Below are 25,837 nucleotides of genomic sequence, written 5' to 3' on the forward strand. Positions count from 1 at the left end.
CGACCGTCTTCCGTACCGAGACGTCACGTATTAGCCGACGTACGCGTCGATCGCGTCGCGATACCCCTCCCGAAACGTGGAATAGGCGAACTCGTAGCCGAGTTCCCGGAGTTTCTCGTTCGAACACCGCTTGCTCGTCAGGATCCGGCGACGGGCGGCCTCCGAAAGCTCGTCGTCCTCGAGGCGTTCGGTTTTCGTTCGCTTTGGTGGTCGGTCGACGCCACACTCGTCGGCCAGCCAGTCGGCGAACGCCCACTTTTCGGCGGGTTCGTCGTCGACGACCTGGACAACCTCCCCGCGCGCGAGGTCCTCCTCGAGGAGATAGCGGACTGCGCCGGCAGCGTCGTCGCGGTGGACCATGTTCAGGTACCCCTCCGTGACAGGTCCCTCGAGGTAGCGCTCGAGGCGGTATCGGCCGGGTCCATAGAGACCGGCGTAGCGCGCGACGGTTCCCTCGTAGCCGTACTCGGGCGGCAGTTCGAGGGCGATCCGTTCGGCCTCGGCGAGCACCGTGGTCTTCTCCGTCGTCGGCTCGAGTGGCGTCTGTTCGTCGACCCAGTCGCCGTCGTGGTCACCGTGGACGCCCGTCGAGGAGGTGTAGACCAGCCGATCGGGAGGGTTCTCTCGTTCGCCGAAGGCTTCGATCGCCGTCCGGAGGCCGTCCACGTAGATTTCGCGGGCCGCCTCGGCACCGCGACCGCCACTACTCGCGATGAAGACGACCGCGTCGACGTCCGGAACCGCCGCCAGCGCCTCGCGGTCGGTAACGTCTGCCTGTACGGCCTCGAATCCGGCATCCTCGATCTGCCGGATCCCCTCCCCGGAGCGTCGAACCCCGATCGCGTCGTGTCCGCGTGCGTCGAGCTGGCGGCCCAGCTCGAGACCGACGTGACCACATCCCAGTATGGCGACGTTCATACGTCGAGTCGGGAACGGACGACAATAGTATCGTCGCTCGAGATCGTTTCGACCGCGAGCGACAACATCTTTTTGCGTATGAGTACCCATACATAACCCATGAGCAAGAACATCGCGATTTCGGACGACGTCTACCGGGAACTAAAGCGTGAGAAGGGAGATCGAAGTTTTAGCGAGGTGATCGAAGAGACGCTCGACGACGGTCGACGACTGGCCGACGTTACCGGAGCGGGCGTACTCGACGAAGAAATTTACGACCAGGTGAAAGACGAGATCGAACGTATGAGCCAGGGAACACTGTCGAGGCTCGAGGATGAAACTCTGTGACACGTCGGTGCTCGTCGATATCGATCGCGGCGGCGTGGATCGACGCGTTTCCCGATTGGACGACGAGGGAAGGCACGCGATTAGCACAGCCACTGTGACCGAACTTCGACTCGGAGCGAACCTGAAATACGAGACGGAAACGGATCGTCAAGAAGCGATGAACGACCTGGATCGACTGTTTGCTCGATTCGACGTGATCGAAATAACCCGTGCGATCGCGACCGCTGGCGCGGACATCATCGCGGATCTAAAGTCACGCGGACGTCCGCTTCACGACCTCCACGACGTCTATACCGCAGCGACTGCTCGGGTGGAGCAACGACCCGTTCTGACCGCGAACGTCTCCCACTTCGAACGGATCGACGACGTTTCCGTTATCGACTGGCAGGAATACTGATACGGATTGCTGTCACGATTTGCTGGTCCAACCGCGACCCGTCTGCGATTGCGCAGGTAACGATTTACAGCAGACCGTATGACACCGGCTGAGCGAACTACCGTTCACGGCGCGTTGTCGGCGATCACGTACTGGACGTGGACGAACTCCTCGAGTGACATCGGCGCACGGCGTTCGATCTTCTGTTGGATCTCCTTTGCGCCCAGGTCTATCTCGAGTTCGCTCTCGACGGCATCGACGTCGAGGACCGCCGTGGACATGCCGAGAAGCAGGTGCTCACAGGCCATCGTCACGATCGTCTCTGGATCGGGCGCACCCTCGGCGAGCGACTGGATTTCGGCCGCGTCCTCGAGTGAGAGGTCGGGAGAGTCCTCCGCGGCGAGTACGTCGACGACGGTCCGGTCGATCCCGGTTTCCGCGGCGACGGTATCCGGGCCGTGGGTCTCGACGACTGCCTCGAGATCCGAGTCGTACTCCGCTCGCAGTTCGGCGGGCGAGTCGGGAACGGCCATTCGCTGTTCGTAGAACATACCGAAACCGACAGCGTTCGCCCACAAGTGGGTTACCATTCGGCAATCGCACTCGTCGGCGGTTGAGTGAGGATCGATCGGTGAGATCTACGCTCCGTGATAGCATGCGCCCCCCATCGGAACGTTCAACTTGCCTCACGCGTATGACGAATTGTATGAAAGTCGCCCTGATCGGGGTCGGTCAGGCTGGTGGGAAAGTCACCGAACGGCTCACCCGGTTCGACGCGAACATGGGCTTCGACGCCGTTCAAGGTGCCCTGGCCGTCAACTCCGCTGAACCAGACCTCCACTCCCTCGAGTTCGTCGATACGCAGTTGATCGGCGCGGATCGCGTAAGCGGTCACGGCGTCGGCGGCGACAACGAACTCGGAACCGAGATCATGCAGTCGGACATCCAGCAGGTGCTTGGCAACCTGGATGGACGCGTCACCTCCCGCGCCGAGGCGATCTTCGTGGTCGCCGGTCTCGGCGGCGGGACGGGAAGCGGCGGTGCACCCGTCCTCGTCCACCACTTGAAGCGCGTCTACGACGTTCCGGTCTACGCCCTCGGCGTCCTCCCGGGCCGGAACGAAGGCGCGCTGTACCAGGCCAACGCCGGTCGCTCGCTGAAGACACTGCTCCGCGAAGCCGACTCGACGCTGTTGATCGACAACGACTCCTGGCACGAACAGGGCGAAAGCGTCGAGAGCGCCTTCGAGACGATCAACGAGAAGATCGCCCGACGCGTCGGCCTCCTGTTCGCCTCGGGTGAAGCGACCGAGGGCGTCGGCGAGAGCGTCGTCGACTCGAGTGAAGTCATCAACACGCTTCGCTCCGGTGGCGTCTCCGTGCTGGGGTATGCAAGCGAAGTCGCGAGCGAGGACAGCGCCGAGAACATCCAGGTGACGATGACCGTCACGAGACAGGCGCTGTTGACCGGAACCAGCATGCCCGCCGCGACGGCCGCCGACTCGGCGCTGGTTGTCATCGCCGGCGAACCCGAGCGTATCCCCCGCAAGGGCGTCGAGCGGGCCCGCCGGTGGGTCGAAGACGAAACCGACAGCATGCAGGTTCGTGGCGGCGACTTCCCGATCGAGAGCGAGCGCCTCGGCGCACTGGTCTTACTCGGCGGCGCCGAACGCTCGGCCCGCCTCGACGAGTTCATGGAGCGTGCGAAGGCGGCAAACGAGACCGAGACACGGGCGCCCGACGAGAACGTCGACCAGCTCACCGACGACCGTCTCGAGAACCTGTTCTGAGACGGTCTGCTGTCAGTCATTTCCGGTGCGATCGCGACCCGTCCCGCGAGACAACCGGTAAATCGGTACACTACTCGTGACAGCACTCCGTATCACACTCGATCCCGAGGACAGCGCTGTCCCGAAACGGGTTCTCGTCTCGATCGGTGACCCCGCCCGAAAAAAGCTGAGTCAGTTTCGTGTAATCGTTTATATGTCGTTCGCACCAGCATGTTAGTATCCAACACGGCCGACGAGGCGTCTGCTAACGGTTTTCACGGTTTCTTCGATCGGTACATTTAAATTACAGGCGACAGTATTCCCGAGTACCAGAACGCCACCGGGGCGCGTATCGCTCGACGATCGATGACAGGAAATCTTATTCACCGAGATTTCGCAGATCCCGAGCGCTCGCTCTGTTCGGACGATGCCGACGCATTCTCACCGATCGACGGATGCGTCGAGGATCGATCCGACCACCCCGGTGCGGGTATGGCACAGAGGTTTGAATAACACATGGTAGACGAATCGAAAAACATCGAACTGACGGAAGACGACCTCGAGAACAAATCGAAAGGACAGCTCATCAAGATGGCCGGCCAGCTTCGAGATCGGCGAAACGATCTCAACCAGATGGCCTCCGAGCGAGCCTCGAAACGCGACGATCTCAACGCGAAGACACGCGAGAAAGTCGACGAGGCCCAGGAACACCGCGAACAACGCGACGAGCTCAACGAGCAGGTCCAAGAACACAAGGACAAACGTAACGAGCTCAACGCGAAGGCCAACGAACTGTTCGACAAGGTCGAGAAGCTCAAGTCGGACATGGAACTCGACGAGGGCAAAGATCTCGAACAGCTCGAGGACGAGATCGAGCAACTCGAGTTCAAACAGCAGACGGAGGTCCTCTCGAGCGAGGAAGAAAAGGAACTCATCGAGAAGATCGAGTCCAAACGCGAGGAGTACGAGGAGCGAAAGCAGAAACTCGACCAGAACGAGGACCTCGAAGGACTCGTCGAGGAGGCCGAGGAGGTTCGTTCCGAGGCGTCTAAACACCACCAGAAGGTTACCGAACTCGCGGACAAGGCCCAGGAACACCACAACCAGATGATCGAGGCCTACCGCGAGGCCGACGACATCCGCGACGAGGCCGACGACATGCACGACTCGTTCGTCGAGGCCCAGGAGGCCGCCGACCAACACCACGAGGACTTCGTGCGGGTCCAGAAGCGACTGCGCGAACTGGACAAGAAAGAAGAGAAAGAGCGCAAGTCCGAACGCGACAAGAAAAAAGAGGAGGCCAAAGAGGAGGCCGAGGAGATCTATCAGAAGTTCAAAGAAGGCGAGACCTTAGACACCGAGGACCTGATGAAGCTCCAGAAGACCGGGCTCCTGTAAGCACGGTCGTCTCTTCGATTCGTCTTCCGTTCGATTTTCGGCAAGCCGATATCGAGCGATGCCGTCGGAGGATGCGACAGACGACTCTTTTAACAGGTCGGCACGCGGAGACGATGGTATGACTCGAGGTGTGATCGATGATCAGTAAGGCTGGAATCGGTCGGCTCGCGATCGTTCTGTCGGGAACGGTGCTGTTTGCCGTCCTCGGCGTCGGACTGTTCGTCGTCTATCCGGAGACGGTGGCGGAGCTACTCGGCGTCGTCCTCGCACTCGCCGCATTGCTCGTCGGCGTCAAGATCGCCGGAAGCATCGCCGGCTCGCTGTTTCCCGGCTACGACGTCGCCGAGGTCGCAGTCGAGGGGCCGATCACGCGCGACGGTGGCGGCGGCGCGCTCCCCTCGAGTCCGCGAGCGACGCCGGCGGACGATATCGTCGAACAGATCGATCGGGCGAACGACGACGACAACGTCCAGGCGTTACTGATGAAGCTCAACACGCCCGGCGGCGAGGTCGTCCCGAGCGACGACATCAGGCTCGCGGCCGAGCGTTTCGAGGGGCCGACGATCGCCTACACCACGGACGTCTGTGCGAGCGGCGGCTACTGGATCGCAAGCGGCTGTGACGAACTCTGGGCCCGCGAGGGGTCGATCGTCGGCTCGATCGGCGTCATCGGCTCGCGGGTGAACGCGAGCGAACTCGCCGAGAAAGTCGGCCTCTCGTACGAACGACTCGCCGCCGGCGAGTACAAGGACGCCGGCACCCCCCTGAAAGAGCTCGAAGAGGACGAGCGTGAGTATCTACAGGGCGTGATCGACGATTACTACGAGACGTTCGTCGAGCGCGTCAGCGACGGGCGCGACCTCGAGCCGGAGTTCGTCCGTGACACCGAGGCACGGATCTACCTCGGCGAATCGGCTCACGAACTGGAACTGGTCGACGAACTCGGCACCCGCCGAGACGTCGAAGAGGTGCTCGCAGAGCGCCTCGAGACGGAGGAGGTGACCGTCGAGGAGTTCGAACCCGAACGGCCGCTGGTCGCTCGCATGGGCGCCGGCGCACGATCGGTTGCCTACGCATTTGGAGCCGGTATCGCCGGACTGGCCGGACCGAGGGAGTTCCGACTGCGGTCCTGATACTATCGGGGAGAACCATTTGAAGACCCGGTGCGCTACCGCGACCGTCTCCGGTGGTGACGGCCGCGAGTTCGCGACCGGCTTCTCACGGACTATTATCCGACAGTATGAAACGGGTTACTGTCTGGCTGATACCGACCACCCGACGGCACTTTCTCGTCGGGGTCGACGCGCCCGACCGCTCGAGCGATAGTAACAACTGAAACGAGGTACACACTGATCGCCGAGCTCACGGTCACTGGGTTCCCCGTTCGCATTCCCGCGGTTCTCGCTCACTTCGCTCACGGGTCGTCCCTCCCCGTTCGCATTCCCGCGGTTCTCGCTCACTTCGTTCGCTCCGAACCGCGCTCGCTCCGAACCGCGCTTTTCGTCTGGCAAGCAGGTGTGCAAGTCCTGCAATGGCTACTATAGATCACCGCGTACTGCGGCGATTCGAGGGTTCCGCTCGGCGGACCCATCCCGAACGAGTAAGTGGTTTTATCGTCACACAGAAAGGAACGGGTACCGTGACAACGCTGGTCGTCTGTCTCGACCGGACCGACGACGTCGGCCGGAAGACCGGTCTTCACTCGCCGATCGTCGGCTGGGAGGCAGTTCGCGCGCTCGTGACGGATATCGGCCTCGCGGATCCGGAGGATTCGGGGGTCAACTCCCTGCTCGAGACGCTTCGCGTCGCCCAGAACCTCCGCGACGAGGACGAGGAGGCGGTCGTGGCGGTCGTCTCGGGGGACCGAGAGTCGATGGTCTCGGCCGACAGGGCGGTCGCCCGCCAGCTCGACGATCTCATCGCCGAGTACGAGCCGGAGTCCGCAGTCGTCGTCATCGACAGCGCGGAAGACGAGCGGCTGGTCCCCGTCGTCGAGAGCCGGGTACGAGTCGACTCGGTCGATCGGGTCGTCGTCCGGCAGGCCCGGGACATCGAGTCGACGTACTACCTACTCAAGCAGTTTCTCGCCGACGAGGAACTGCGCCAGACCGTGCTGGTACCGCTTGGACTGACGTTACTCGTCTTTCCGTTCCTCGCGATGCGGTTTGGCACCGCCGAGGGAGCGGCGGCGATCACCACCGTCATCGGTCTCTTCTTGCTCTACAAGGGCTTTAGCATCGACGAGATTCTCACCGGCGCCGCCCACCAGATTCGAGAGTCGCTTTACTCCGGACAGGTGTCGGTCGTCACCTACGTCGCCGCCGCCGGACTGACCCTCGTCGGTCTCTTTGCAGGAGGGCTCGGCGTCTCGAGTCTCGAGGATCAGTCGGGCGTCGTAATTCCGGCGATGCAGTTTACGTTCGACAGCATCCCGTGGCTTGCGGTGGCCGCGCTCACCGCGAGTGCTGGCCGGGTCCTCGACGAATTAATTAGCGAGGAGCCGATCCGGCGTTCGTTTCTCAACCTGCCGTTCGTCGTGCTCTCGGTCGGACTCGTCGTCCGTGGTTTCTCCGCGTACTTCCTCGAGCAACAGGGGCTCATCGATCCGGTCGAAATCGCCGGTCACGGGATCCTCCCGGTCGAGACAATCGTCGTCACCGCGAGCGAGCGGTTGGCGCTGTACGTCGTCGTTGCGGTTGCGGTCAGCCTCGTCGGCGCTCGACTCGCCGCGTCGCTTAGCGGGCGAAACGATACGGAACTGTCCGACGGATCCGGTGAGACGTCCGGTCTGACGGATGGTGGCCCACCGACAAGTAGGTCGTCGAGTGGCGGAGACGACGAAGCGGGCGTCGAAATCGTCGACGACAGCACGGATCCACAGTCAGATGCGGATGCACCCACGGACGTCGAGATGGATTCGAGTGACGAACCAGAGCCAAACGAGCCCGAGTGAGACGGGTTGGGTTCCGACCCGCCCGTACGTCCCGGACGGATTCCCGATCACCGACGAGCCGAGCCGGCGTCTCCGTCGGACAGCGTGACTCGTCACCCATTTACCCCCGTAGATGTACGCTCAACTATGAGCGACGCAGACGGGGCCTGGGTGAGCCTCTTTTCGGGCGGAAAGGACTCTTCGTGGGCGTTGTACCGCGCCCTCGAGGACGACCTCGACGTTCGGCGACTGGTCACCGTTCATCCGAGCGACGACTCGTACATGTACCACGTTCCCGCGACGGAACTCGCCGAACTCGCCGCCGAAAGCGTCGATATCGAACTCGTCGACGTCGATCCGGGCGACCTCGAGGCCGATTCGGTGACGGACTCGAGCGCCCAGGGTGACGACGAACTCGAGCCCCTCGAAACCGCCCTCGAAACGCTCGAGCAGGATCTCGAGGGCGGAATCACGGGCGTGACGGCCGGCGCCGTAGAGAGCGAGTACCAGACGAACCGAATTCAGGCCATGTGTGAGCGCTTGGAGTGTGAGCTGTTCGCGCCGCTGTGGCAGGAAGATCCACGGGAACTCGCCGACTCGATGCTCGAGGCTGGCTTCGAGATCGAGATCGTCCAGGTTGCCGCCTACGGGCTAGACGACTCCTGGCTCGGACGAACGTTCGATCGCGAGGCACTCGCCGAACTCGAGGAATTGAACGACGAGTACGGCGTTCATATTCTCGGTGAAGGTGGGGAGTTCGAGACCCTGGTGGTCGACGGGCCGCACATGGACCGGCGGATCGATCTCGAGTACGAACGCGAGTGGGACGGTTCTCGGGGCCGATTGCGGATCACCGACGCGCAGTTACGCTGACGGCTCGTCCGTGAGTGAGCGAAGCGAACGAGCGGCCTTTTTTGGTCCAGATTTTTTGCGCGAGCGGTCGACTCCGTCGACCCGAGCGGAAAAAAGGTGGTTCTGAGACCCTGGTGGTCGACGGGCCGCACATGGACCGGCGGATCGATCTCGAGTACGAACGCGAGTGGGACGGTTCTCGGGGCCGATTGCGGATCACCGACGCGCGGTTGGGTTGACTGTTATTCGGCCGGAGAACTCCGATGGGACGTCCGACCGAGCAGAAATCGGCCCTCAGGTCCGGTTACGAAGGGGTCCAGACCTGCGCCTGGGGCGTACCGCAACTGTCACAGACGACGGCCCTGTTGTCCTTGTACGTCCCCCGCTCGAGTTCGCCGTCCGGACAGGACGGACAGGACCGGCCCTCCAGGATCGCGAGTAGCTGGCGTCCCTGTCGGTCGGTCTGCGCCGGCTGTGATTTCGCCATATCACCACACCCGGCTGGGGGAGGGGTAACGGTTGACCCTGCCTGTGCCGTACCATCTCCGTTACAGGTTTCGATCCGCGGGTGTGATTCGAGGATCGGCCGGCCCCGAAAGACGGCGATCGGTTTATCCGCCTCCGTGCGGAATCGGAGAGCGATGTGGCCCTGGGGACACCTCGCCGTCGCCTATCTCCTGTACACTGCCTACACTCACTACCAGTACGATCGTCCGCCGCTGGCGCTCCCGGCGATCGCCCTCGCGATCGGCTCACAGCTCCCCGATCTGATCGACAAACCGCTCGCGTGGACGTTCGACGTCCTTCCCGGCGGTCGCACACTCGGTCACTCGCTTCTGTTCGCCGCGGTGTTGATTCCGGCCGTCTACGCACTGGCGGTCCGCTTCGACGCTCGTGACGTCGGCGTCGCGTTCGTCGTTGGTCACCTCTCACACCTCCTGGCCGACGTCCCGCCGTCGGTGCTTACGGGCGACCTCGCCGGGACCGAGTTCCTCCTCTGGCCGCTGGTCGAACAACCGCCCGAGGAACCGGTCGATGGGGTGCTGGACGCGATTCTCAACTATTACGCGATGGGACCCTACGAACTGTTCCAGTTCGGACTGTTCTTCGTCGCCGCGTTCGTCTGGTACCGCGACGGAGCGCCCGGAGTGGGATACGTGCGGGCGCTGTTCGAACGCGACGGCCGCGTTTTGTCTCGAGACGAGTAGTCGATCGGGACGGGGCCGGATATCGTTGCGATCGAACGGACCGTACGGAATCGTGGCGGCTATCCCCCCGCCGTCCGTAGCCCGGGTATGCGCCAGTTCGTACTCGTCGGCCACGAGGTACCCACCGATCCCGATTTCTCGCTGGACGACCTCGCTGGCGGCGCCGGCCGCCTCGACGCGCTTTGTCGATCGATCACCGCCTCGTTCGTCACCTCCCACGGCATCCGTTCGGACGTCCGCGTCCACCTCGTCGCTCAGGACGAACTCACGATCACGTTCGACGGTTCCGACCTCCGTCGGCTCAACCCGGACGAACGGAGCACCGCCGCCCTCGTCCGGAACGCACTCGAGCACCGCGACGAAGCGATCGGTGCGCTCCCCGCCGAACCGAGTCCGGGCGTCGAACTCTACCGGCGCGGATTCGAGGAGACGCTCGAGTCCGTCGACGAGGACGGACCGATCGTCGAATTACACGAAGACGGCGACCCGGCGGTCGGCGTTGAGGACCTCGAGAATCCGATCTTCGTCCTCTCGGATCACCAAAATTTTACCGACGACGAGCGTCGGACGCTCGAGGCGGCGACCGACCGACGAGTTCGACTCGGCCCCAAACTGTTACACGCCGATCAGGCGATCACGATCGCACATCACTTTTTGGATACGGACGGCTACGAGCGCTGGTAGATGGTGGGTTAGACGGTGGGACTCGAGTTCGTTTCCGCCGGTTGGCGTGGATCGATAACCGCACTTCGTGCCGGCGTGCTCTCACCAGATGAGTGCGTTCGGAACCGTTAAACCCGCAGACGGACTCACGTTTGAGTGCGGGCCGGTGGGGTAGCCTGGTATCCTTCGGCCTTCGGGTGGCCGTAACCGCAGTTCGAATCTGCGCCGGCCCACTATTCGTCCCGCATTCCATTGACGAGGAGCGAAGCGACGAGTCACGAATGCGAGGAGAATCGTGAAGAGGCGAAGATTCGAATCAGGGAGCGAGTGAAACGAGCGACCGTGGTTCGTAATCTGCGCCGGCCCACTTTCTCCCCGCATCACAAACCCGTGAGCAACAGCGAACGGTCTGCGGTGCGGAGAAATATAGTAACGACTGCAACGATGTACACACTGATCGCCGAGCTCACGGGTCACTGGGTACCCCGCTCGCTATTCCGCGGTTCTCACTCGTGGTTCGAAAATCGAAGGTTTTCGTCATCACGAACGACCGCTGGTCGTTCGAACGACTTCGTTCGCTCACGGGTCACGTTCGTTCCCCGTTCGCCGTTCCGCGGTTCTCGCTCGTTTCACTCGCTCACGGGTCGTTCCTCCCCGTTCGCATTCCCGCGGTTCTCGCTCACTCCGTTCGCTCCGAACCGCGCACGCTCCGAACCGCGCTCACTCCGAACCGCGCTTTTCGTCTGGCGATCAAGTGTGCAAGACCTGCAGTGGCTACTATAGAACCCTGCAGTTCGAACACGCGAGTCGCAGCGTGCGAACGCAGTGAGCGCGACGTCTCGCATCTGTTCGTGATTTGCGTCGACCCACCCGAGAATTATACCATTGGATATTGCCAGACAAACTGCCATGGGTGAAACCGCGACCGAAGACCAACGGGCAATCATTTACCAATCGTCGACAGATCTCCTCAAATCGTATTCAGACTATCAATCTGATGTATTTGATAATTTTAACAATAGAGCAATGGACATAATCAGGTTTAATCAGCTGATTATCGGGGCAATTGTCACTGCATTCGCTCTATTTCAGGAATTACAAGTGACTGTTTTTCTAATTGCGACGTTGCTCAGTTTCCTCGTTAGCCTCTGGTATTGTATTCTCGTCTACGTGCCTGAAAAACGAAGGGCAGGAGTAATACCCGACGAGCAGACAGTCAAGAAAACAGTAGACATTGAGGATCACTACGAAAAGGTGATTGCAACGTATAACGGAAATATTCGGAATAATAAGGAACTCTTCGAGAAAAAGGCTCAGCGCCTCATACGTGGCCTGTGGAGTGCATTTGCAGGGATTCTGTTCTTCGTCATTGCGATACTCCGTTCGATGATCGGGACACCACCGCAACTGATACAGCCGCTTCCAGTTCCAGTAGTGATTGATTTCGTCCTCATCGGCGGGGTTCTCCTTCTCACGGCCGTCGGGTGGCGTTCAGTCAGTGGTGATGACTGACAATGAAATGACGAACTTGTTATTTATTCGAAGATGTAGAATCATCAAACATGGCACCAGAAAATCAAGATAATGACGGATACGAGTCCGGATATGGGTACACATATGCCGATGGTTATACAGATATTCAACCAGCAGCGGACTCAGATGAGATTCCAACGGAGTTAGCTGATTTTGGAGACGGTGCGATGATCGTTGGAGATGCTGAGCGGGCAGTACTCGTTACTGACGAGGACGTGGTCGATCTCGATTCGGGGGTAGAAGACCTCTTCGAAGAAATGTTAGCCGACCAACCAGATGAGGGAATCGCTATCGCGATTCGAGAAAAAGAACGAACGAGGCTCTTGGAGCATCTAGAAGAAGAGTAATTCTTGTTACGACGTATCCGGACCGAACGCATACCGCGCTACTCAGCAGTTCGGGACTGGAATGTTTCGGGAACTCGGATCGCTGAGCCAGCACATACGACTGCTACACGGGTAGAAACTCGGGGTAAACAAGGTACGACACCGAAGCGCTCGTCGGTCTTTTCGAGCCGTCGAGAATTACATTTCGGCAGATTTGGCGTACCTCGCCGTAGTCCACGGCGTCCGAACGACGCGAGGACGGGAATTTTCCCGTGTTCGACATCTGTACCGACCCACTAGCTCTCGTATCGCAATAGTCACGCACAGACACAGCTAATCGTATCCACGAAAGAAAGCGGACGACCGAATCCAGTTAATTCCCATCAGTCGGAGGGCGATTCGGCGGATGAGCGTCTCGGCTCGACCTCGACCTCCTGGGGGGCAGTGACCGAAATCGTGTATCCCCGATAGGTGAACTCGAGACAGAGATCCGATCCGCGCGTGGTCGACGGACGGAACAGCGCGTCCAGCGCATCAGTGTCGACCGCCGCGTACAGCGGCGGCTCGAGGTCGCTTGGACTGGTTCCGTCGTGTGCGGCAACTTTCTTGGCGATCTTGACGCTGGTTGACTCCCCGGGCCCCATATCGGGCGTCCAACGAACCGGATTAAAAAGCCCGAGGATTCTTTTCCGACGCCTGGCAGACGTACGTCTGACGCACGTCAGACGATGACCTCGTCCGGCCGGATGCGGACGATGACGCGCTCGCTTTCGATCGGGTGCGGGTAGTCGTCGTCCAGATAGCGCCGGGAGAGTTCGTCGATGTGTTCTCGAGCGTGTTCGGTCGTGGTCTCGTCGACTGTACCGATGACCGAGAGATAGCGGTAGGGGTCGTCCGGATCGATCATACTGAGACCGACCGAGGCGTTCGATTCGATGTTACGAAGCTTCCGACGGTCGCGTTCGGTGTTGAACAGCAGTCGGTCGTCGTCGACGTCGTAGTCGATCCAGACCGGCGTCACGTGTGGATCGTGGTCGTCGGTCAACGTCGCGACGTGGGCGAACGTTCGTTTCTCGAACAGGTCGTGAAACTCCTCGGGGATCGAGGCCATGGATCGACGACACCGCCGGCCGAGATTTATTTGGTGCCTACACTCGTCGGCCGCTCGAGCGCTCGGCCTGGTGGGTCCGATCGAACCGCCGAGACGCGTGGGAGTCGGGCGCTGGTTACAGATCTTGCAGTCTGATACCGTCCTGGACCAGTCGCGCGTTCCGTTCTCGCTCGAGGTGCTCCCCGAGGTCGTCGTGGTCGTACAGCTGAGCGACGACGTCAGCGTACAGCGTTCGCCACGCCAGCGCGTAGATCGGGGACTGACCCCACGCGCGCAGTTCGGGCACCAGTTCGTCGTACGTCTGGTACCGCTGCTCGAATCGGTCGATCGCCTCGAGGACTTGCTTGGCCGCGTCCCGGTCGTCGTCCGCCTCGTCGATCGCCTCGTTGAGGCGTCGCTCCCAGCCCGCGACCGCCTCCTGCATGTCGGTCGCGGCGGTCTCGTCCTCCGGGGGCAATCGCTCGAGGATCGGCTCGGGAACGCCGAGCGAGAGTTCTTCCATGCGAGGTGGTATATCGGCGACCGGCAAGAAGGTACGGACCGCACCCGACGCGGGTTAGCCCTCGAGTGCCCTCACCGAGGCGACGAACTCGTCGCCCGCGGCGCGCCAGGCGTCGACGACGGCGTCGTCGATCCCGCTGTCCCAGGGATCGACTGCGTCGCGCGCCTCGAGGTCGGCGACCGTCCGTCGGATCCCTTCTTCGAACCCGATCGTGTACTCGAATTCGAGGTCGCGTCGGGCTTTCGCGTTGTCGAAGACGGTGCTAAACTGGAAGTGATCGACGAGCATGTTCGTTCGATCGGGGAGCGCCGCACGGAGCCGATCGGTCGGAACGTAGACCAGTTCGGGCTCCGGAGCGTCGAGTGCGCTCGCCACCCGGCGGTGGTACTGATTCCACGAGATGACTTCCTCGCTGGTCACGTGATAGGCCTCGCCGTAGGTCCTCTCGTTTCCGACGGCGGCGACGAACGATCGAGCGACGTCGTCGCGGTGACAGGGGCCCCACAGGGAGGTGCCATCGCCGTGGACGACGATCGGTTTGCCCCGGCGTATCCGGTCGACGTAGTACGTTCCGGTCCCGAAGGTGTGGAGGACCGGGCCGCCCTCACCGTACGTGCTCCACGGGCGGATAATCGTCGCGGCAAAGCCGTCTTCGGTACCGAGCGCCGCGTGAGCGTCGAAGAAGACGTCTTCGGCCGCGGCCTTGTTCGCGGCGTACTCGCTGACCGGGTCGGCGTCGACATCGGACTCGCGCGGTGCCGTCTCGGTCGCGGGATTCGACTCGAGCGGCCGCCGATAGACGTCGACGGTCGAGCAGAAGACGTACTGGTCGATGTCGCCGGCGAAGACGTCCACCGCGGTGGCGGCCTGCTCGGGCGTGAAACACACCATGTCGACGACGCAGTCGGGATCGACCGTTCGTGCGGCGTGCTCGAGTGCCCCACGATCGTTTCGATCGCCCGAGAGGAAAGTGACTGAGTCGGGGACGGACGCGTCCGTTTCACCGCGGGTGAAACAGACGACCTCGTGTCCCGCCTCGATCAGTTCTCGCGTAATTCCGGTGCTTATCAGTCCCGTCCCCCCGATGATGAGAACGCGCATGGGGGCGACTCACACCGGGTCCGTATAAATCCGAACCTCCGTTTTCGCTTCGGTGGCGTCGAATCAAGTAGCCGCCCTCACGACGCTCGAACGCGGATACGACCGCTGACCGTACGAGACCGTGATATCGTACCAGCTGAAACGATCTGTACACCGATCGCAAATCAGCGACCAGCACGACTAGTTCTGGCCGCTCGAGTGTGATCGGGGAGAATCAGTTCGACGATTACTATAGGAAATGCTATACGAGTAGAAAATCCTGAACGAGCATGGACGGGCTATTTTCCACAGAACGGCGTCTAGTATCCGTTGCATATCGATCACGGGTCGAATTGCATCTCGACACACCGGTTCGATGGGCCGACACATAATGGGTATTCGAAGACGCGACGTTCTGAGGGGAGGCGGGGCCGCACTTCCAGCCGTCGCGTGCGGTTGTCTGGACGGCGGATCCGCGAGCGAGCGTCACTCCGTTTCGGTCGGCTCGAAGGGATTCGTCGAGAACGAGATTCTCGGCGAATTGATCGTCGCGACGGTCGAGGCCACCGGCGGTGAGCCATCGCGCGACCGGTGGCAGAGTACGGATACTCGTGGCGTACTCGAGCCGTTGTTCGACGGCGAGATCGACGCATACTGGGAGTACACGGGGACTCTGTACGCGTACCAGGTGGCACCCGATCTTCCGGGGGACGTCCACTCGAAGATTGCGGACGCAGCATCGAAGTCGAGGACGGAGCTCTCGGAAGCGGTCGCCGCGGCGCTCGAGGAGAGCTCCGTCGCGGCGCTCACACCTGCAGAAGTTGACAACACCTACCGATTCGTTGCCCGCCGAGAGTGGGCCGAAGAGGCCGGTGTCAGATCGCTCTCGGAGCTAGCAACACACATCAACGACGAAGCGTCGCTTCGGTTTTCGTCGACGCGTGAGTTCACGATGCGAAGCGACGCGATGGCGAACGTCGTCGAACGCTACGGGATCGAGGCCGACGCGACGCGTGAGGTGGAGACGGTTCCCGTCGACGCGTTCGCGGAGCGTTACGATCCGATCGAACGTGGCGACGTCGACGTCTGTATCGGCTACGCGACCGATCCACAGCCGGAGATGTTCGATCTCGTGACGCTTGCGGACGATCTAGATATCTTCCCGGCGTACACACCCGTTCCACTGGTTAGACGGGATACCCTCGAGAAGATACCGCCCCTCGAATCGTCACTCGACGCCCTCGGCGAGACGTTGGAATCGACGGCAGAACTACGCGAACTCGTGAGACGCGTCGTCGAGGACGGCTCGAGCCCCGAACGGGTCGCAGCCGATCATCTCGAGGCGGTTGGTCACTGAGACTGATCACTTCTCGGGATCAGCCGGAACAACCCGGAACGAGTCCTGGCCACCAGGGAACTGGCGGACAATAAACCGTACGAGTCGATATCTATATCGGGATTCGAGAAACAACACTCGTATGAAAGGAGGCGAGGCGAGTAGACGCGCGGTTCTTCGGTCCGTGCTCGCGGCCGGGATCACGAGTGGACTCGCCGCGACCGCATCGGGTGCGAGATCCGACGACGGCCGGCGTCGGAGAGACGACTCGGATGGAGGGAAGACTGCGGGGGTGAACACCAACGAACGCCGGCGAGAAGATTCGAACGGGCGCAGAACCGCGGGCGAACGCAACGATGGCGGCCGACGAGACGGATCGGACGGAAGCAGGGCCGCTGGTGAGGACGCCGATTTCTACGGATACTACTCTACCCGGGGGTATTACTGGTGGAACACGTTCACGATGACCTCCGGGCTGGAAGACGGCTACACCGACTCCGATATCCGCCCCGTCGGCACAGGTCGGGGCCTGCCAAGAGACACGCGGACGGCGATTCTCTTCGTCCACGGCTGGCAGAACACGTTCGAACACAGCGTCGAGCGCTTCCAGTGGGTCCAAGAGAGCATCGACGACAACCAGTTCGTAGACGCCGCGGTGGTCGGCTTCTCCTGGCCCTCGAACACCGACGGCCACTGGTACGTCGGGACGGACGTCGCGAGGTCGAACGGTCCAGCGTTGGCGGCCGCGGTCGCCGACCTTCGCAGGCGCGGGATCGAACGAATTCACTTAGTTGCCCACTCCCTCGGCGCACTCGTCGCACTCTCGTCACTATCGTCGATCTACGACGACGAAGGAACCTACGTCGATAGCCTCCACCTTGTGAGCGCCGCGGTGAGAGACGAGTCGGTGTCGACCGACGGAGAGTTCGGTGACGACATCTCGAGCGTGCGTTCGGAGTTCGATGCGGCAAGTGGCCGATATCGAACGTTCAACTATTACTATCCCAACGATGACGTGCTCCGGTTTGGGTTCGAAGCCGCGGAGTGGTCGCGGGCGGCCGGTCGAGTTGGCTGTGACGGTCCCACACCGACCGGCTACGAAGATATCGAAATCTCTCCACGTAGTCACTACGATTCGTTCCGAGACAAAGAGAACGGAGGACAGTTCCATACGATCGTCGGGCGGATGATCGGGGTCGATCCGGATCTCAGTAGTGCGGACGAGGACCTCGGTATTTCGGACGAAATCGACTTTTTTGGCTGATATATCGTAACAACTGATACGGTCTGCGATGACTGACTGTCGGTCGATCGTTCGCCGTTGTGCGATCGACCGGTACAGACTCATCGGAGACCGTATGAAACTGTTTGACACCGATCGTACTAGCCGCGGTTCTCACTCACGTCGTTCGTTCGGAACCGCGCTCCCCTCGTGCGATCCGGTGTGTATTGACCTTCAGTGGCGACAATAGCCAGCATCCTCGAGCGACGGTGTTCGACGCTCGTCCGAAGAAGCGACCCGCCGAACGTAGTGACCGTCACGAGGATTCGATCCCTCGCGAACACCGATTTTATATCGCACTATACGATTTACCAGGTGCGAAACGCACACCGAAACCCACGAGATGACGCCTGGGACACCGTTCGTCGCATAGAGTGGACTCGAGACGGCGACGGAGGTGATCGATGGGGACACTGGCGTGGGTGGTGACGGTCGCAATTACGAACTCCCGATTCCCACAGCCGTTACACGGCCGATCCGAGTAACGACGACACCCCCAATCGACTCCCGTTCCGGTCGAAATTGGGGGACGAGCCGGGGGAACCGATACCGCCAACGAACCTGCGACGACTCGGTGTGAGGGCAGGAAACGCGGATGGGAGACCACGTCGACTCACGGACTGACGTCACGGAATCGATCGTCGGTAGTTTTCAGTGTCCTCGCTTGGGATTTTTACCTCGAGTGGCTCTCGAGAAGGGATTCCCGCGAGAGCGAGGGTATCAGACTGGCCGACACGGCGAGGGGGATCGTCCGCGCGCGTAGAGTAGATACTCAGAGTGAGTGAGCTACGAACACGGGAGATTCCCGCAGGCGACGGTTTGTAAACATGCACGCAATCGCACACCAGATCGCACGCTGAAAGGTGGTTTGGAGCGTGCGCGGTTCGGAGCGTGCGCGGTTCGGAGCGAACGAAGTGAGCGAGAACCGCGGAAAAGCGAACGGGGAACGAACGTGACCCGTGAGCGACCGGAGGGAGTGAGAACCGCGACTGCGAGCGGGGAGGAACGACCCGTGAGCGACCGGAGGGAGTGAGAACCGCGACGGCGAGCGGGGAGGAACGACCCGTGAGCGACCGGAGGGAGTGAGAACCGCGACTGTGAATAGCGCGGGATCGAAGATCCCGCGAACCATGCGAACGGGCACAAGATACCCGTGAGCAGACGGGGAGGAACGACCCGTGAACGACCGGAGGGAGTGAGAACCGCGACGGCGGCCGGTGGAAACCGTGGGCGAGAGTTCTGGACTACCCGAGGAGTGTATCGGGAAGTCGATACGGTGAGTACGTGACCGGGGGCGCCACGGCACGCAAGAGGGGGGGGTTTCCGCATAGCAGGAACGAACTACCCGAAGACGGCCTCGAGGCCAGACCCCCTGACAGTGTCACCCTGTTTGTCGATGGGGAGTGCGATTCCCAGCCCTCGAGCAGATCACAGTCGCCGTCGAAACGAATGTTCTCGCTCACACTCGAGTGCAAATCAGTTCGTGCTGAGCGCTGATTCGCAAGCGAGAGTGCAAACGGAAGACAGCCGCGATAGCAAGAGGTCACTCGCAAACGGTAGGAAGCTCCAATCGTGTGGGTTTCGAGCCAGCTCTCCACTGAGTCAGGCCAGGACTTCTGTTGCCACCGGACCGGGCGAGTCCATAAACCACATTCGACGATAGCAAATCTATCGGAAGTTTCGGAAACGGCCCGGCGAGGCTTAAGGAGGTCGCCGAGAAACCCTCGAGGCGTGATCGTCGACGACCGCGTCCTGCGCGAGGATTTCGTGCCCAGCGAGGTGGTTCACCGCCACGACGAGGTGAATCTCCTCTCGGAGACCCTCGAGCCGCTGGTGTACGGTCGGCGACCCGACCCCGCCTTCTTGCTGGGGCCGACGGGCGTCGGCAAGACCTGTATCGCCAGATACGCACTGACCCAGTTGTGTACACAGGAGCCGGACGTCCGGGTCGCCTACGTCAACTGCTGGCAGGAGTACACACGATTTCGAGTACTGTACAGCATCCTCGAGTCGGTCGGACGGACGACGGACGTCCACCGATCGACGCCGAAAGACGAACTGTTCGGTCGGCTATCGACGACGGACGACCGTCCCGTCGTCGCTATTCTGGACGAAGTCGACCAGCTCGAGGAGACGGGTGCCCTGTACGACTTACATCGGCTCTCTCACGTCTCGCTCGTGATGATCGCCAACCGCGAGGACGAACTCTTCGCCGGCTTCGACGACCGCGTCCGTTCGCGACTTCGCGCTGGCTCGAGGGTCCGGTTCGACAGGTACGGCACCGACGAGCTGGCGGCGATCCTCGAGAAACGAGCCGAGAAAGCGCTCGAGCCCGACGTCATCGGGGACGAACAGTTGCGAACGATCGCCGATGCCGCCTCGGGTGACGCCCGCGTCGGAATCGGCATCCTCCGGTCGGCGGCCCTGCGGGCCGAACGCCAGAGCCAGAGGTCGATCACCGATACCGTCCTGAAAGCGGCGATTCCGACCGGGCGGACGGCCGTCAGACGACGAACGCTCGAGGGATTGATCGAACACCAGCGGGTGTTGTACGACGTGATCGCCGACGCCGGCGAGATCGAGCCGGGCGAGCTCTACGCCACGTACGAACGCCGGGTCGAAACACCCAAAACCAGACGGACGCTCCGAAATTACCTCACCAAGATGGTCCACTACGATTTGATCGAGGCCGTCGGCAAGCGCCGCGGTCGGACCTACCGGGTGGTCGACGAGGAGGTTGGCGGGAGCTGAGTGCGTCTCGCCGGTCTCGGACCGCTCGTCCTTGCGGTCGGGTGTCGGTCGTAGTCGAACACCGTGCGGTCGAACGCCGATGCATCGGTACGGCCGGACCAGTTACTCGAGAGACGGCAGTGGTGATACCGGCACGAACATCGGCGCGAACGTCAACAGGTGCCGGAGGCCGGGAACGTGAGAGGCGCCGATCACCAGCAACACCCGCTCGTCGTCGACGCCGTTCCAGAGATTAGTCGTGATCCGGAGATTGCGCTGGTACCAGGCCGTCAACAGACTCGTCGCGGCGTACTCGCCGAGATCGCTTCCCTCGAACGCCGCGGCAAAGAGCAGTTCGTCGTTCCACCGCGCCCGGTCGGGATCGTTGAGGTGACGGTGATACTCGAGCAACGTACCCTCGTCGAGTAGTCGCTGATCCTCGGCGATCGTCTCCTCGAGTGCGGGAAGGGGATACGCGACGTCGGCGGGGTCCGGGAGCAACGATTCGAGCGACGGCGGCGTCTCCTCGGAATCGAGCAACGCGGTCAGGTTCTGTGGATAATCGACGGCCGCCGGCGGCTCGTGATCGAGACGGTCGGCCAGCCGAAACCCGATCTGGACGATCTCGCTGGTCGGATCCAGGCGCTCCGGAAGCGACCCGAGGTCACCGTCTCGATAGCTCGCGTACGCGTCGTCGAGGGCCTCCTGCTCGGCGGACGGCCACTCGACGGCGATTCGTTCGGGTTCCCACTCCGCGAGCCGACCGGCGAGATCGGCGAGTTCCCGCTGGCGGTCCTCCCCGAGGACGTCACCCGGATCGACCGCGAAGACGTTTCCGCCGTCGCCGTCGTCCGTGTGCTGGAGGTGCGTCGATCCGAAGAGCATGACGCGCCGTTTCCCCGCCCGCAATGCGGACCGCCCGTCGTCGGCTCCGTCACCTGACTCGCGGGCGGTCGGGCTGGTACAGCCGGCGACCCCCGCCGCGGAACCGATCGTCGCCGTCGCCAGGAATTTCCGGCGAGCGAGAGCGAGTTCGGCGTTCATCGGTCGGCGGAGACAGACGTGGTGGGCATCTCGTCGGTGTCGAAGTCGGCGAAGCGGTCGGGTCCGTGCAAGTGAACAGTTTCGCGTGTTCGATTCATCGTGGTTCGCTCGGAAAGAGGCAGGCGACGACGATATGACATCGTGACGAGTTGGCGAGTGAACACCTCGGCGAAAGCTACTTCACGACGAACACCACGTTTCGGAATTTCGGAAAGTGAACAGATATCCACGAGAGGGCGGCTCGAGCCGCTGAATTCGACCGATCCGATTCGTTTCGGAAAATCGGAAACCGCACACCGTCGCTTATGTGCCGTTCCGTCGACCACCAGTCTATGTCCGACTCCACAGTGTGCGGGGAACCGCTCGGCGACGAATACGGACTGGTACTGCTCGAGACGTCCGAACCGCGGTCGACCGTCGTTCATCGACTCGTCTCTCGCCGGCTGGCCGATGCATCCGGTCGGACGGCCTACTGGATCGACGCGCGCAATACGGCCTCGACGCACGTCCTATACGACTGCGCCTCGAGCGCCCGCACGCTCTCCGGACTCCGGGTCGCGCGGGCGTTTACCGCCTATCAGCACCACTCGCTGGTCCGTGAGGTCGTCCGACGGGCCGACCCGCGGACGGAGCTGATCGTCGCGCCGAACGTCGCCTCGCTCTACCACGATTCCGACGTTCCCGGGTACGAACGCGAGGAGCTGGTCGCATCGACGCTCGAGACGCTGTCGGAACTGGGGGAGGTACTCGGCTGTCCCGTCGTCGTCACGAGCGCCGACGACGAGCGGGCGTCGACAGTCGGCGAGTACGCACGGACGACGATCGAGTGCCTGCACACGCGCGAAGGACTTCGCCTGGTCGGGCCGGACGGGAACGCCGCGACCGAGGGGTACTGGCACGGGGACTGGTGGCAGACGACCATTCCCTACTGGGCCGACGTCTGCGGAACCGTCGACCGACTGGATTCCGTCGTCGCCGCCCACGATCGCGGACTGCTCGAGGTGACTCCCTGATGGGGCGGACGAACCCCACCTACCGGAACGCGATTCGGGCGCTGGAGTCCGAGTGGGAGCCGATGCGACGGGCGTTGCGCCGGGAGTACCAGTCGGACTTCGATCGGCTGTTCGACCGCGCCCGCGGATTCGCGGACGCGGCCGGATACGCGAACCCGCCGGATCCGGAACGGGCGCTCGTGCTGTCGCTGTTGCTCGCCCACGAAGCCGAGTTGCGTCGGCTTCGCGAGGAGTGTGCGTGTCGATGCGGTTCGGGCAAGAGCCCGACGAACGGCGGCGGAACGCGAGAAGGTGGGAGCCCGACGAACGGCGGCGGAACGCGAGAAGGTGGGAGCCCGGCGAACGGCGGCGGAACGGGTAGAGCATGGAACCCGACGGACGGCGACGGAACGCGAGAGGACGAGAGCGAATGAGTCCGTACACGTTCGAGTTCGAGGGTGACACCGTCCGCGAGTGGACGCTGACCGACGCCGGGGCCGAGTTCCGGCTCGTCACTGACTATCAGCCGTCGCTGTCCGTGTCGGGTCCCGACGGTGCGCTCTCGAATCTGCGAGAGCGCCTCGAGTCCGATCCCAAAGTCGTCGCGACGGGGTGTGAGCGCCTAGCGACGGATCTTCACGAGGCCCACGCCGGCGACCGGAGCCGGATGCTCCGCGTCGACCTCGAGCGCGTCGGTGAGGTGCGGACGTTAGCCCGCGAGATCCGCGGCGTCTACGAGCGCGAGGCGTACGCACCGGGGACGTTCCGGCTTTTCGACGTCGATCTGTCACCCGGGTTCAGGTACTGTCTCGACTGCGGGATCGATCCCAATCCAGGTCGTGATCTTCGAACGCTGTCGATCGAACTCTCGGAACCGGCGCTGGGGGACGGCGACGTCTCGGCGTTACAGGTCGAAGGCGAACCGGTCGGTAACGGCGAGGCGGACGCGGTCGGCGTGCTTCGAACGCTCGAGGACCGCCTCGAGTGCGACGATCCGGACGTCCTCGTGGTGAGCCACGCGGAGCTGATCCCGCTTCTCGACGAGCGGGCGACCGAACACGGACTCGAGGGGTTTCACCTCGGGCGTCTCCCGGGGTGGACGCGGCTGGCGGGTGAGAACACCTACGAGAGCTACGGGCGCGTGGGCCACTCCCCGGCGCGCTATCGCGTTCCGGGCCGGGCGATCGTCGACGAGTCGAACAGCTTTCTCTGGCACCAATCGGGACTGGCCGGACTCGAGTACATGGTCGAGAAGACGGGCCGGCCCGTACAGGAAGCGGCGTGGGGAAGCATCGGAACGCTGTTGACTTCGAGGCAGATTCGGCTGGCTCGCGACCGGGGAGTCCTCGCGCCCTGGAACAAGTGGGAACCCGAGCGGTTCACCGACGTCCGGACGCTACACGCGGCCGACCGCGGCGGGTTCACGTTCGCGCCCGAGGTCGGCTTCCACGAGGACGTCCACGAGATCGACTTCGCGTCGTTGTATCCGCGGATCATCTGTGAGCACAACGTGAGCCCCGAGACAGTCGACTGCGGATGTCGGGACGACCCCCGTTCTGGGACCGGTGAGGAAAACGACGGACTCGGCGGAGAGGGACACCGCGTCCCGGAACTCGGGTACCGAGTCTGTCGCGACGACGGGTTTCTCCCCGCCGTTCTCGAGCCCCTGCTCGAGGACCGGGCGGCGCGCAAGCGGCGGTTGGCCGCCGATCCGCCCGAGGAGGAAGCCGCCCGCCTGCGCGGCGAGTCGGGCGCGATCAAGTGGGTGCTCGTCTCCTGTTTCGGCTACCAGGGGTACCGAAACGCCAAGTTCGGACGGATCGAGTGTCACGAAGCGATCAACGCCTACGCCCGCGAGATCGCACTCGAGGCGAAACGGCACCTCGAGGACGCCGGCTGGCGGATCGTTCACGGGATCGTCGACAGCCTCTGGGTGACTCCTCGAGTGGACGAACCGACGCCGATCGACGAGGTCGCGGCCGAGATCACCGACGCCGTCGGGATCGAACTCGAACACGACGGGCGCTACGAGTGGGTCTGTTTCGTTCCCCGTCGCGATTCGGCCGCGAGGATGGGGGCCCCAGAGGGGACAACGGGGACGAGTACCTCGGAGGGAACGACGAGAGAGAGTTCCGCGGGGAGGACGACAGCGGAGTCCGCGCCTGCGGGCGCGCTCACGAAGTACTTCGGAAAGCGAAACGGCGGCGGCTACAAGATCCGAGGACTCGAGTGTCGCCAGCGGAGCACGCCGGCGCTCGTCGCGGAGAGTCAACGCGAATTCATCGAGGTCCTCGACCGGGAACGGGAGCCGGCCGCCGTCTGTGACGCGCTCGATCGACGGCTTGGCGAGCTTCGATCCGGGTCGGTCGATCCCGCGGATCTCGTCGTTACGAACCGGGTTTCGAAGCCGCTCGAGGCCTACGACCGGCGGACGCGATCGGTCGCGGCGCTCGAGCGCTACGAGTCGAAGGGGCTCGAGCGTTCGCCGGGTCAATCGGTCCGATACGTCGTCGTCGACGACGACACTGATGGCCCGGGTCGGGTTCGACTTCCGTTCGAGGAGCCAACCGCGTACGACGCCGAGTGGTATGCGACGGCGATAGTCCGCGCCTGCGAGAGCGTCGTCTCGCCGTTCGGGTGGGACCGACGCCGGGTCCGCTCCGCCCTGCGGGACGGACGGGACGTCCCACTGACGGCGTTTCACGAGCGAGACGGTCCGCTGTAATCTGGACGAGGCGAGTGAGGCCCCCGTCCCGAACGACAGAACCCGCGAGACGTTTGCTGTACCGCCAGTTTCCAGCGGGGGAGAGTGTCCACAAACCGAACATATGGCACCACATTTATACCTCGGAATCGACTTTTGAATGGCAATCGATTCATGGACGCGTTCGACTCGCTGGGAGGGAGACCGCGCGTACGGGCGTATCGGTGTCTCCCGACGGTACAGACGTCTACGACCGGGATCGATACACGATAACTCATGAGCACGTCCGGACACACTACGCCCGAGCGAGCACAGATCCTTCTCGTCGAGGACAATCCAGGAGACGTTCGGCTAACGAAGGAGGCGTTCAAACAGGGGCGGATCGAGAACGACCTTCACGTCGTCTCCGACGGGAATCAGGCCCTCGAGTTTCTCGCCAGGGAAGGCGACTACGAGGACGCCCCGCGTCCGGATCTCATCCTGTTAGATCTCAACCTGCCGCGGACCGACGGAGAGGAGGTCCTGGAGGAACTCAAGAAGGATCGAAATCTCCGGTCGATCCCGGTGATCGTTCTGACGAGTTCTCGCGCCGAGGAGGACATCGTCAAGTCATACGAGCTACACGCAAACGCCTACCTCACGAAACCGGTCGATCCCGACGAGTTCATCGACGCCGTGCGGGCGTTCGAGAAGTTCTGGTTCTCCGTCGTCAGACTGCCACCCGAGGTCGATCGGTCGTGAACGATTCCAATACA

The 25,837-nt window shown here is 62.5% G+C and carries 27 protein-coding genes and 1 tRNA gene; 20 read left to right on the forward strand and 8 right to left on the reverse strand.

Going from position 1 to position 25,837, the window contains the following annotated elements:
• Positions 1–30: 30 nt before the first annotated feature.
• Entirely contained in the window at positions 31–918 is an 888-nt protein-coding gene (locus AB7C87_RS20210; RefSeq protein ID WP_369731314.1) for an NAD-dependent epimerase/dehydratase family protein, read from the reverse strand.
• Positions 919–1,017: 99 nt separating this feature from the next.
• Here AB7C87_RS20210 and AB7C87_RS20215 point away from each other — a divergent pair, with 99 nt between their 5' ends.
• Positions 1,018–1,245 carry an antitoxin VapB family protein gene (locus tag AB7C87_RS20215; protein ID WP_369731315.1) on the forward strand — a complete coding sequence of 76 codons (228 nt, stop codon included), beginning with the start codon at positions 1,018–1,020 and terminating at the stop codon, positions 1,243–1,245.
• Complete coding sequence (locus AB7C87_RS20220) at positions 1,232–1,642, forward strand: type II toxin-antitoxin system VapC family toxin (protein WP_369731316.1); 411 nt, start codon at positions 1,232–1,234, stop codon at positions 1,640–1,642. The genes AB7C87_RS20215 and AB7C87_RS20220 overlap by 14 nt, the downstream gene beginning before the upstream one ends.
• 104 nt (positions 1,643–1,746) lie before the next feature.
• Here the strand turns inward: AB7C87_RS20220 and AB7C87_RS20225 are convergent, their stop codons facing one another.
• Positions 1,747–2,172: a DUF5791 family protein gene (locus tag AB7C87_RS20225; protein WP_369731317.1), complete on the reverse strand. Its 426-nt coding sequence runs from the start codon at positions 2,170–2,172 to the stop codon at positions 1,747–1,749.
• Positions 2,173–2,327: 155 nt separating this feature from the next.
• Between AB7C87_RS20225 and AB7C87_RS20230 the strand changes: the two genes are divergently transcribed.
• From AB7C87_RS20230 to AB7C87_RS24275, 6 genes are all read left to right on the forward strand, one after another.
• Positions 2,328–3,410: a tubulin/FtsZ family protein gene (locus AB7C87_RS20230; protein ID WP_369731318.1), complete on the forward strand. Its 1,083-nt coding sequence runs from the start codon at positions 2,328–2,330 to the stop codon at positions 3,408–3,410.
• A gap of 495 nt (positions 3,411–3,905) precedes the next feature.
• Positions 3,906–4,787 carry a coiled-coil protein gene (locus tag AB7C87_RS20235; RefSeq protein WP_369731319.1) on the forward strand — a complete coding sequence of 294 codons (882 nt, stop codon included), beginning with the start codon at positions 3,906–3,908 and terminating at the stop codon, positions 4,785–4,787.
• 137 nt (positions 4,788–4,924) lie between these two features.
• Positions 4,925–5,920 (forward strand): signal peptide peptidase SppA, encoded by a 996-nt coding sequence (gene sppA / locus AB7C87_RS20240; RefSeq protein WP_369731320.1) that lies wholly within the window; start codon positions 4,925–4,927, stop codon positions 5,918–5,920.
• Positions 5,921–6,426: 506 nt separating this feature from the next.
• Positions 6,427–7,740 carry a DUF373 family protein gene (locus tag AB7C87_RS20245; protein WP_369731321.1) on the forward strand — a complete coding sequence of 438 codons (1,314 nt, stop codon included), beginning with the start codon at positions 6,427–6,429 and terminating at the stop codon, positions 7,738–7,740.
• A 126-nt stretch (positions 7,741–7,866) separates the two neighbouring features.
• Positions 7,867–8,592, forward strand: coding sequence for a diphthine--ammonia ligase (locus tag AB7C87_RS20250; protein WP_369731322.1), 726 nt, complete (start codon positions 7,867–7,869; stop codon positions 8,590–8,592).
• A gap of 14 nt (positions 8,593–8,606) precedes the next feature.
• Positions 8,607–8,810: a hypothetical protein gene (locus AB7C87_RS24275; RefSeq protein ID WP_502260715.1), complete on the forward strand. Its 204-nt coding sequence runs from the start codon at positions 8,607–8,609 to the stop codon at positions 8,808–8,810.
• Between the two features lie 65 nt (positions 8,811–8,875).
• Here the strand turns inward: AB7C87_RS24275 and AB7C87_RS20255 are convergent, their stop codons facing one another.
• The gene (locus tag AB7C87_RS20255; protein WP_369731323.1) at positions 8,876–9,058 is read right to left on the reverse strand and encodes an HVO_A0556 family zinc finger protein; all 183 of its coding nucleotides are present in this window, start codon (positions 9,056–9,058) and stop codon (positions 8,876–8,878) included.
• Between the two features lie 154 nt (positions 9,059–9,212).
• On the opposite strand from AB7C87_RS20255, the gene AB7C87_RS20260 reads away from it, so the two are divergent.
• The 5 genes from AB7C87_RS20260 to AB7C87_RS20280 all read left to right on the forward strand — a co-directional run bounded on the left by AB7C87_RS20260 (position 9,213) and on the right by AB7C87_RS20280 (position 12,322).
• Positions 9,213–9,779 carry a metal-dependent hydrolase gene (locus AB7C87_RS20260; protein ID WP_369731324.1) on the forward strand — a complete coding sequence of 189 codons (567 nt, stop codon included), beginning with the start codon at positions 9,213–9,215 and terminating at the stop codon, positions 9,777–9,779.
• Between the two features lie 87 nt (positions 9,780–9,866).
• Positions 9,867–10,463: a tRNA (pseudouridine(54)-N(1))-methyltransferase TrmY gene (gene trmY, locus AB7C87_RS20265; RefSeq protein ID WP_369731325.1), complete on the forward strand. Its 597-nt coding sequence runs from the start codon at positions 9,867–9,869 to the stop codon at positions 10,461–10,463.
• Positions 10,464–10,602: 139 nt separating this feature from the next.
• Positions 10,603–10,675: transfer RNA gene (locus AB7C87_RS20270), tRNA-Pro, on the forward strand.
• Between the two features lie 676 nt (positions 10,676–11,351).
• Positions 11,352–11,954 carry a hypothetical protein gene (locus tag AB7C87_RS20275; RefSeq protein ID WP_369731326.1) on the forward strand — a complete coding sequence of 201 codons (603 nt, stop codon included), beginning with the start codon at positions 11,352–11,354 and terminating at the stop codon, positions 11,952–11,954.
• Positions 11,955–12,004: 50 nt separating this feature from the next.
• A complete protein-coding gene (locus AB7C87_RS20280; protein ID WP_369731327.1) occupies positions 12,005–12,322 on the forward strand; it encodes a hypothetical protein in 318 nt (105 codons plus the stop codon).
• Positions 12,323–12,684: 362 nt separating this feature from the next.
• On the opposite strand, the gene AB7C87_RS20285 is transcribed toward AB7C87_RS20280, so the two are convergent.
• The 4 genes from AB7C87_RS20285 to AB7C87_RS20300 all read right to left on the reverse strand — a co-directional run bounded on the left by AB7C87_RS20285 (position 12,685) and on the right by AB7C87_RS20300 (position 15,015).
• The gene (locus AB7C87_RS20285) at positions 12,685–12,945 is read right to left on the reverse strand and encodes a HalOD1 output domain-containing protein (RefSeq protein ID WP_369731328.1); all 261 of its coding nucleotides are present in this window, start codon (positions 12,943–12,945) and stop codon (positions 12,685–12,687) included.
• 77 nt (positions 12,946–13,022) lie between these two features.
• Complete coding sequence (locus AB7C87_RS20290) at positions 13,023–13,412, reverse strand: pyridoxamine 5'-phosphate oxidase family protein (RefSeq protein ID WP_369731329.1); 390 nt, start codon at positions 13,410–13,412, stop codon at positions 13,023–13,025.
• Between the two features lie 115 nt (positions 13,413–13,527).
• Positions 13,528–13,914: a DUF7971 family protein gene (locus AB7C87_RS20295; RefSeq protein ID WP_369731330.1), complete on the reverse strand. Its 387-nt coding sequence runs from the start codon at positions 13,912–13,914 to the stop codon at positions 13,528–13,530.
• 54 nt (positions 13,915–13,968) lie between these two features.
• Positions 13,969–15,015 carry an NAD-dependent epimerase/dehydratase family protein gene (locus tag AB7C87_RS20300; RefSeq protein ID WP_369731331.1) on the reverse strand — a complete coding sequence of 349 codons (1,047 nt, stop codon included), beginning with the start codon at positions 15,013–15,015 and terminating at the stop codon, positions 13,969–13,971.
• Positions 15,016–15,385: 370 nt separating this feature from the next.
• On the opposite strand from AB7C87_RS20300, the gene AB7C87_RS20305 reads away from it, so the two are divergent.
• The 3 genes from AB7C87_RS20305 to AB7C87_RS20315 all read left to right on the forward strand — a co-directional run bounded on the left by AB7C87_RS20305 (position 15,386) and on the right by AB7C87_RS20315 (position 20,363).
• Positions 15,386–16,351 (forward strand): ABC transporter substrate-binding protein, encoded by a 966-nt coding sequence (locus AB7C87_RS20305; RefSeq protein WP_369731332.1) that lies wholly within the window; start codon positions 15,386–15,388, stop codon positions 16,349–16,351.
• A 121-nt stretch (positions 16,352–16,472) separates the two neighbouring features.
• Positions 16,473–17,594 carry an alpha/beta fold hydrolase gene (locus tag AB7C87_RS20310; protein ID WP_369731333.1) on the forward strand — a complete coding sequence of 374 codons (1,122 nt, stop codon included), beginning with the start codon at positions 16,473–16,475 and terminating at the stop codon, positions 17,592–17,594.
• A gap of 1,749 nt (positions 17,595–19,343) precedes the next feature.
• Positions 19,344–20,363, forward strand: coding sequence for a Cdc6/Cdc18 family protein (locus AB7C87_RS20315; protein WP_369731334.1), 1,020 nt, complete (start codon positions 19,344–19,346; stop codon positions 20,361–20,363).
• A 102-nt stretch (positions 20,364–20,465) separates the two neighbouring features.
• Here AB7C87_RS20315 and AB7C87_RS20320 read toward each other — a convergent pair whose 3' ends face one another.
• Complete coding sequence (locus AB7C87_RS20320; protein ID WP_369731335.1) at positions 20,466–21,386, reverse strand: DUF5694 domain-containing protein; 921 nt, start codon at positions 21,384–21,386, stop codon at positions 20,466–20,468.
• A 332-nt stretch (positions 21,387–21,718) separates the two neighbouring features.
• Here AB7C87_RS20320 and AB7C87_RS20325 point away from each other — a divergent pair, with 332 nt between their 5' ends.
• The 4 genes from AB7C87_RS20325 to AB7C87_RS20340 all read left to right on the forward strand — a co-directional run bounded on the left by AB7C87_RS20325 (position 21,719) and on the right by AB7C87_RS20340 (position 25,823).
• Positions 21,719–22,399, forward strand: coding sequence for a hypothetical protein (locus AB7C87_RS20325; protein ID WP_369731336.1), 681 nt, complete (start codon positions 21,719–21,721; stop codon positions 22,397–22,399).
• Positions 22,399–22,812, forward strand: coding sequence for a DUF8156 family protein (locus tag AB7C87_RS20330; RefSeq protein ID WP_369731337.1), 414 nt, complete (start codon positions 22,399–22,401; stop codon positions 22,810–22,812). The genes AB7C87_RS20325 and AB7C87_RS20330 overlap by 1 nt, the downstream gene beginning before the upstream one ends.
• Entirely contained in the window at positions 22,809–25,103 is a 2,295-nt protein-coding gene (locus AB7C87_RS20335) for a DNA polymerase domain-containing protein (protein WP_369731338.1), read from the forward strand. The genes AB7C87_RS20330 and AB7C87_RS20335 overlap by 4 nt, the downstream gene beginning before the upstream one ends.
• Positions 25,104–25,358: 255 nt before the next feature.
• Positions 25,359–25,823: a response regulator gene (locus AB7C87_RS20340; RefSeq protein WP_369731339.1), complete on the forward strand. Its 465-nt coding sequence runs from the start codon at positions 25,359–25,361 to the stop codon at positions 25,821–25,823.
• The last annotated feature ends 14 nt before the right edge of the window (positions 25,824–25,837 follow it).

Source organism: Natrarchaeobius versutus (assembly GCF_041205745.1).
GTDB lineage: Archaea > Halobacteriota > Halobacteria > Halobacteriales > Natrialbaceae > Natrarchaeobius > Natrarchaeobius versutus.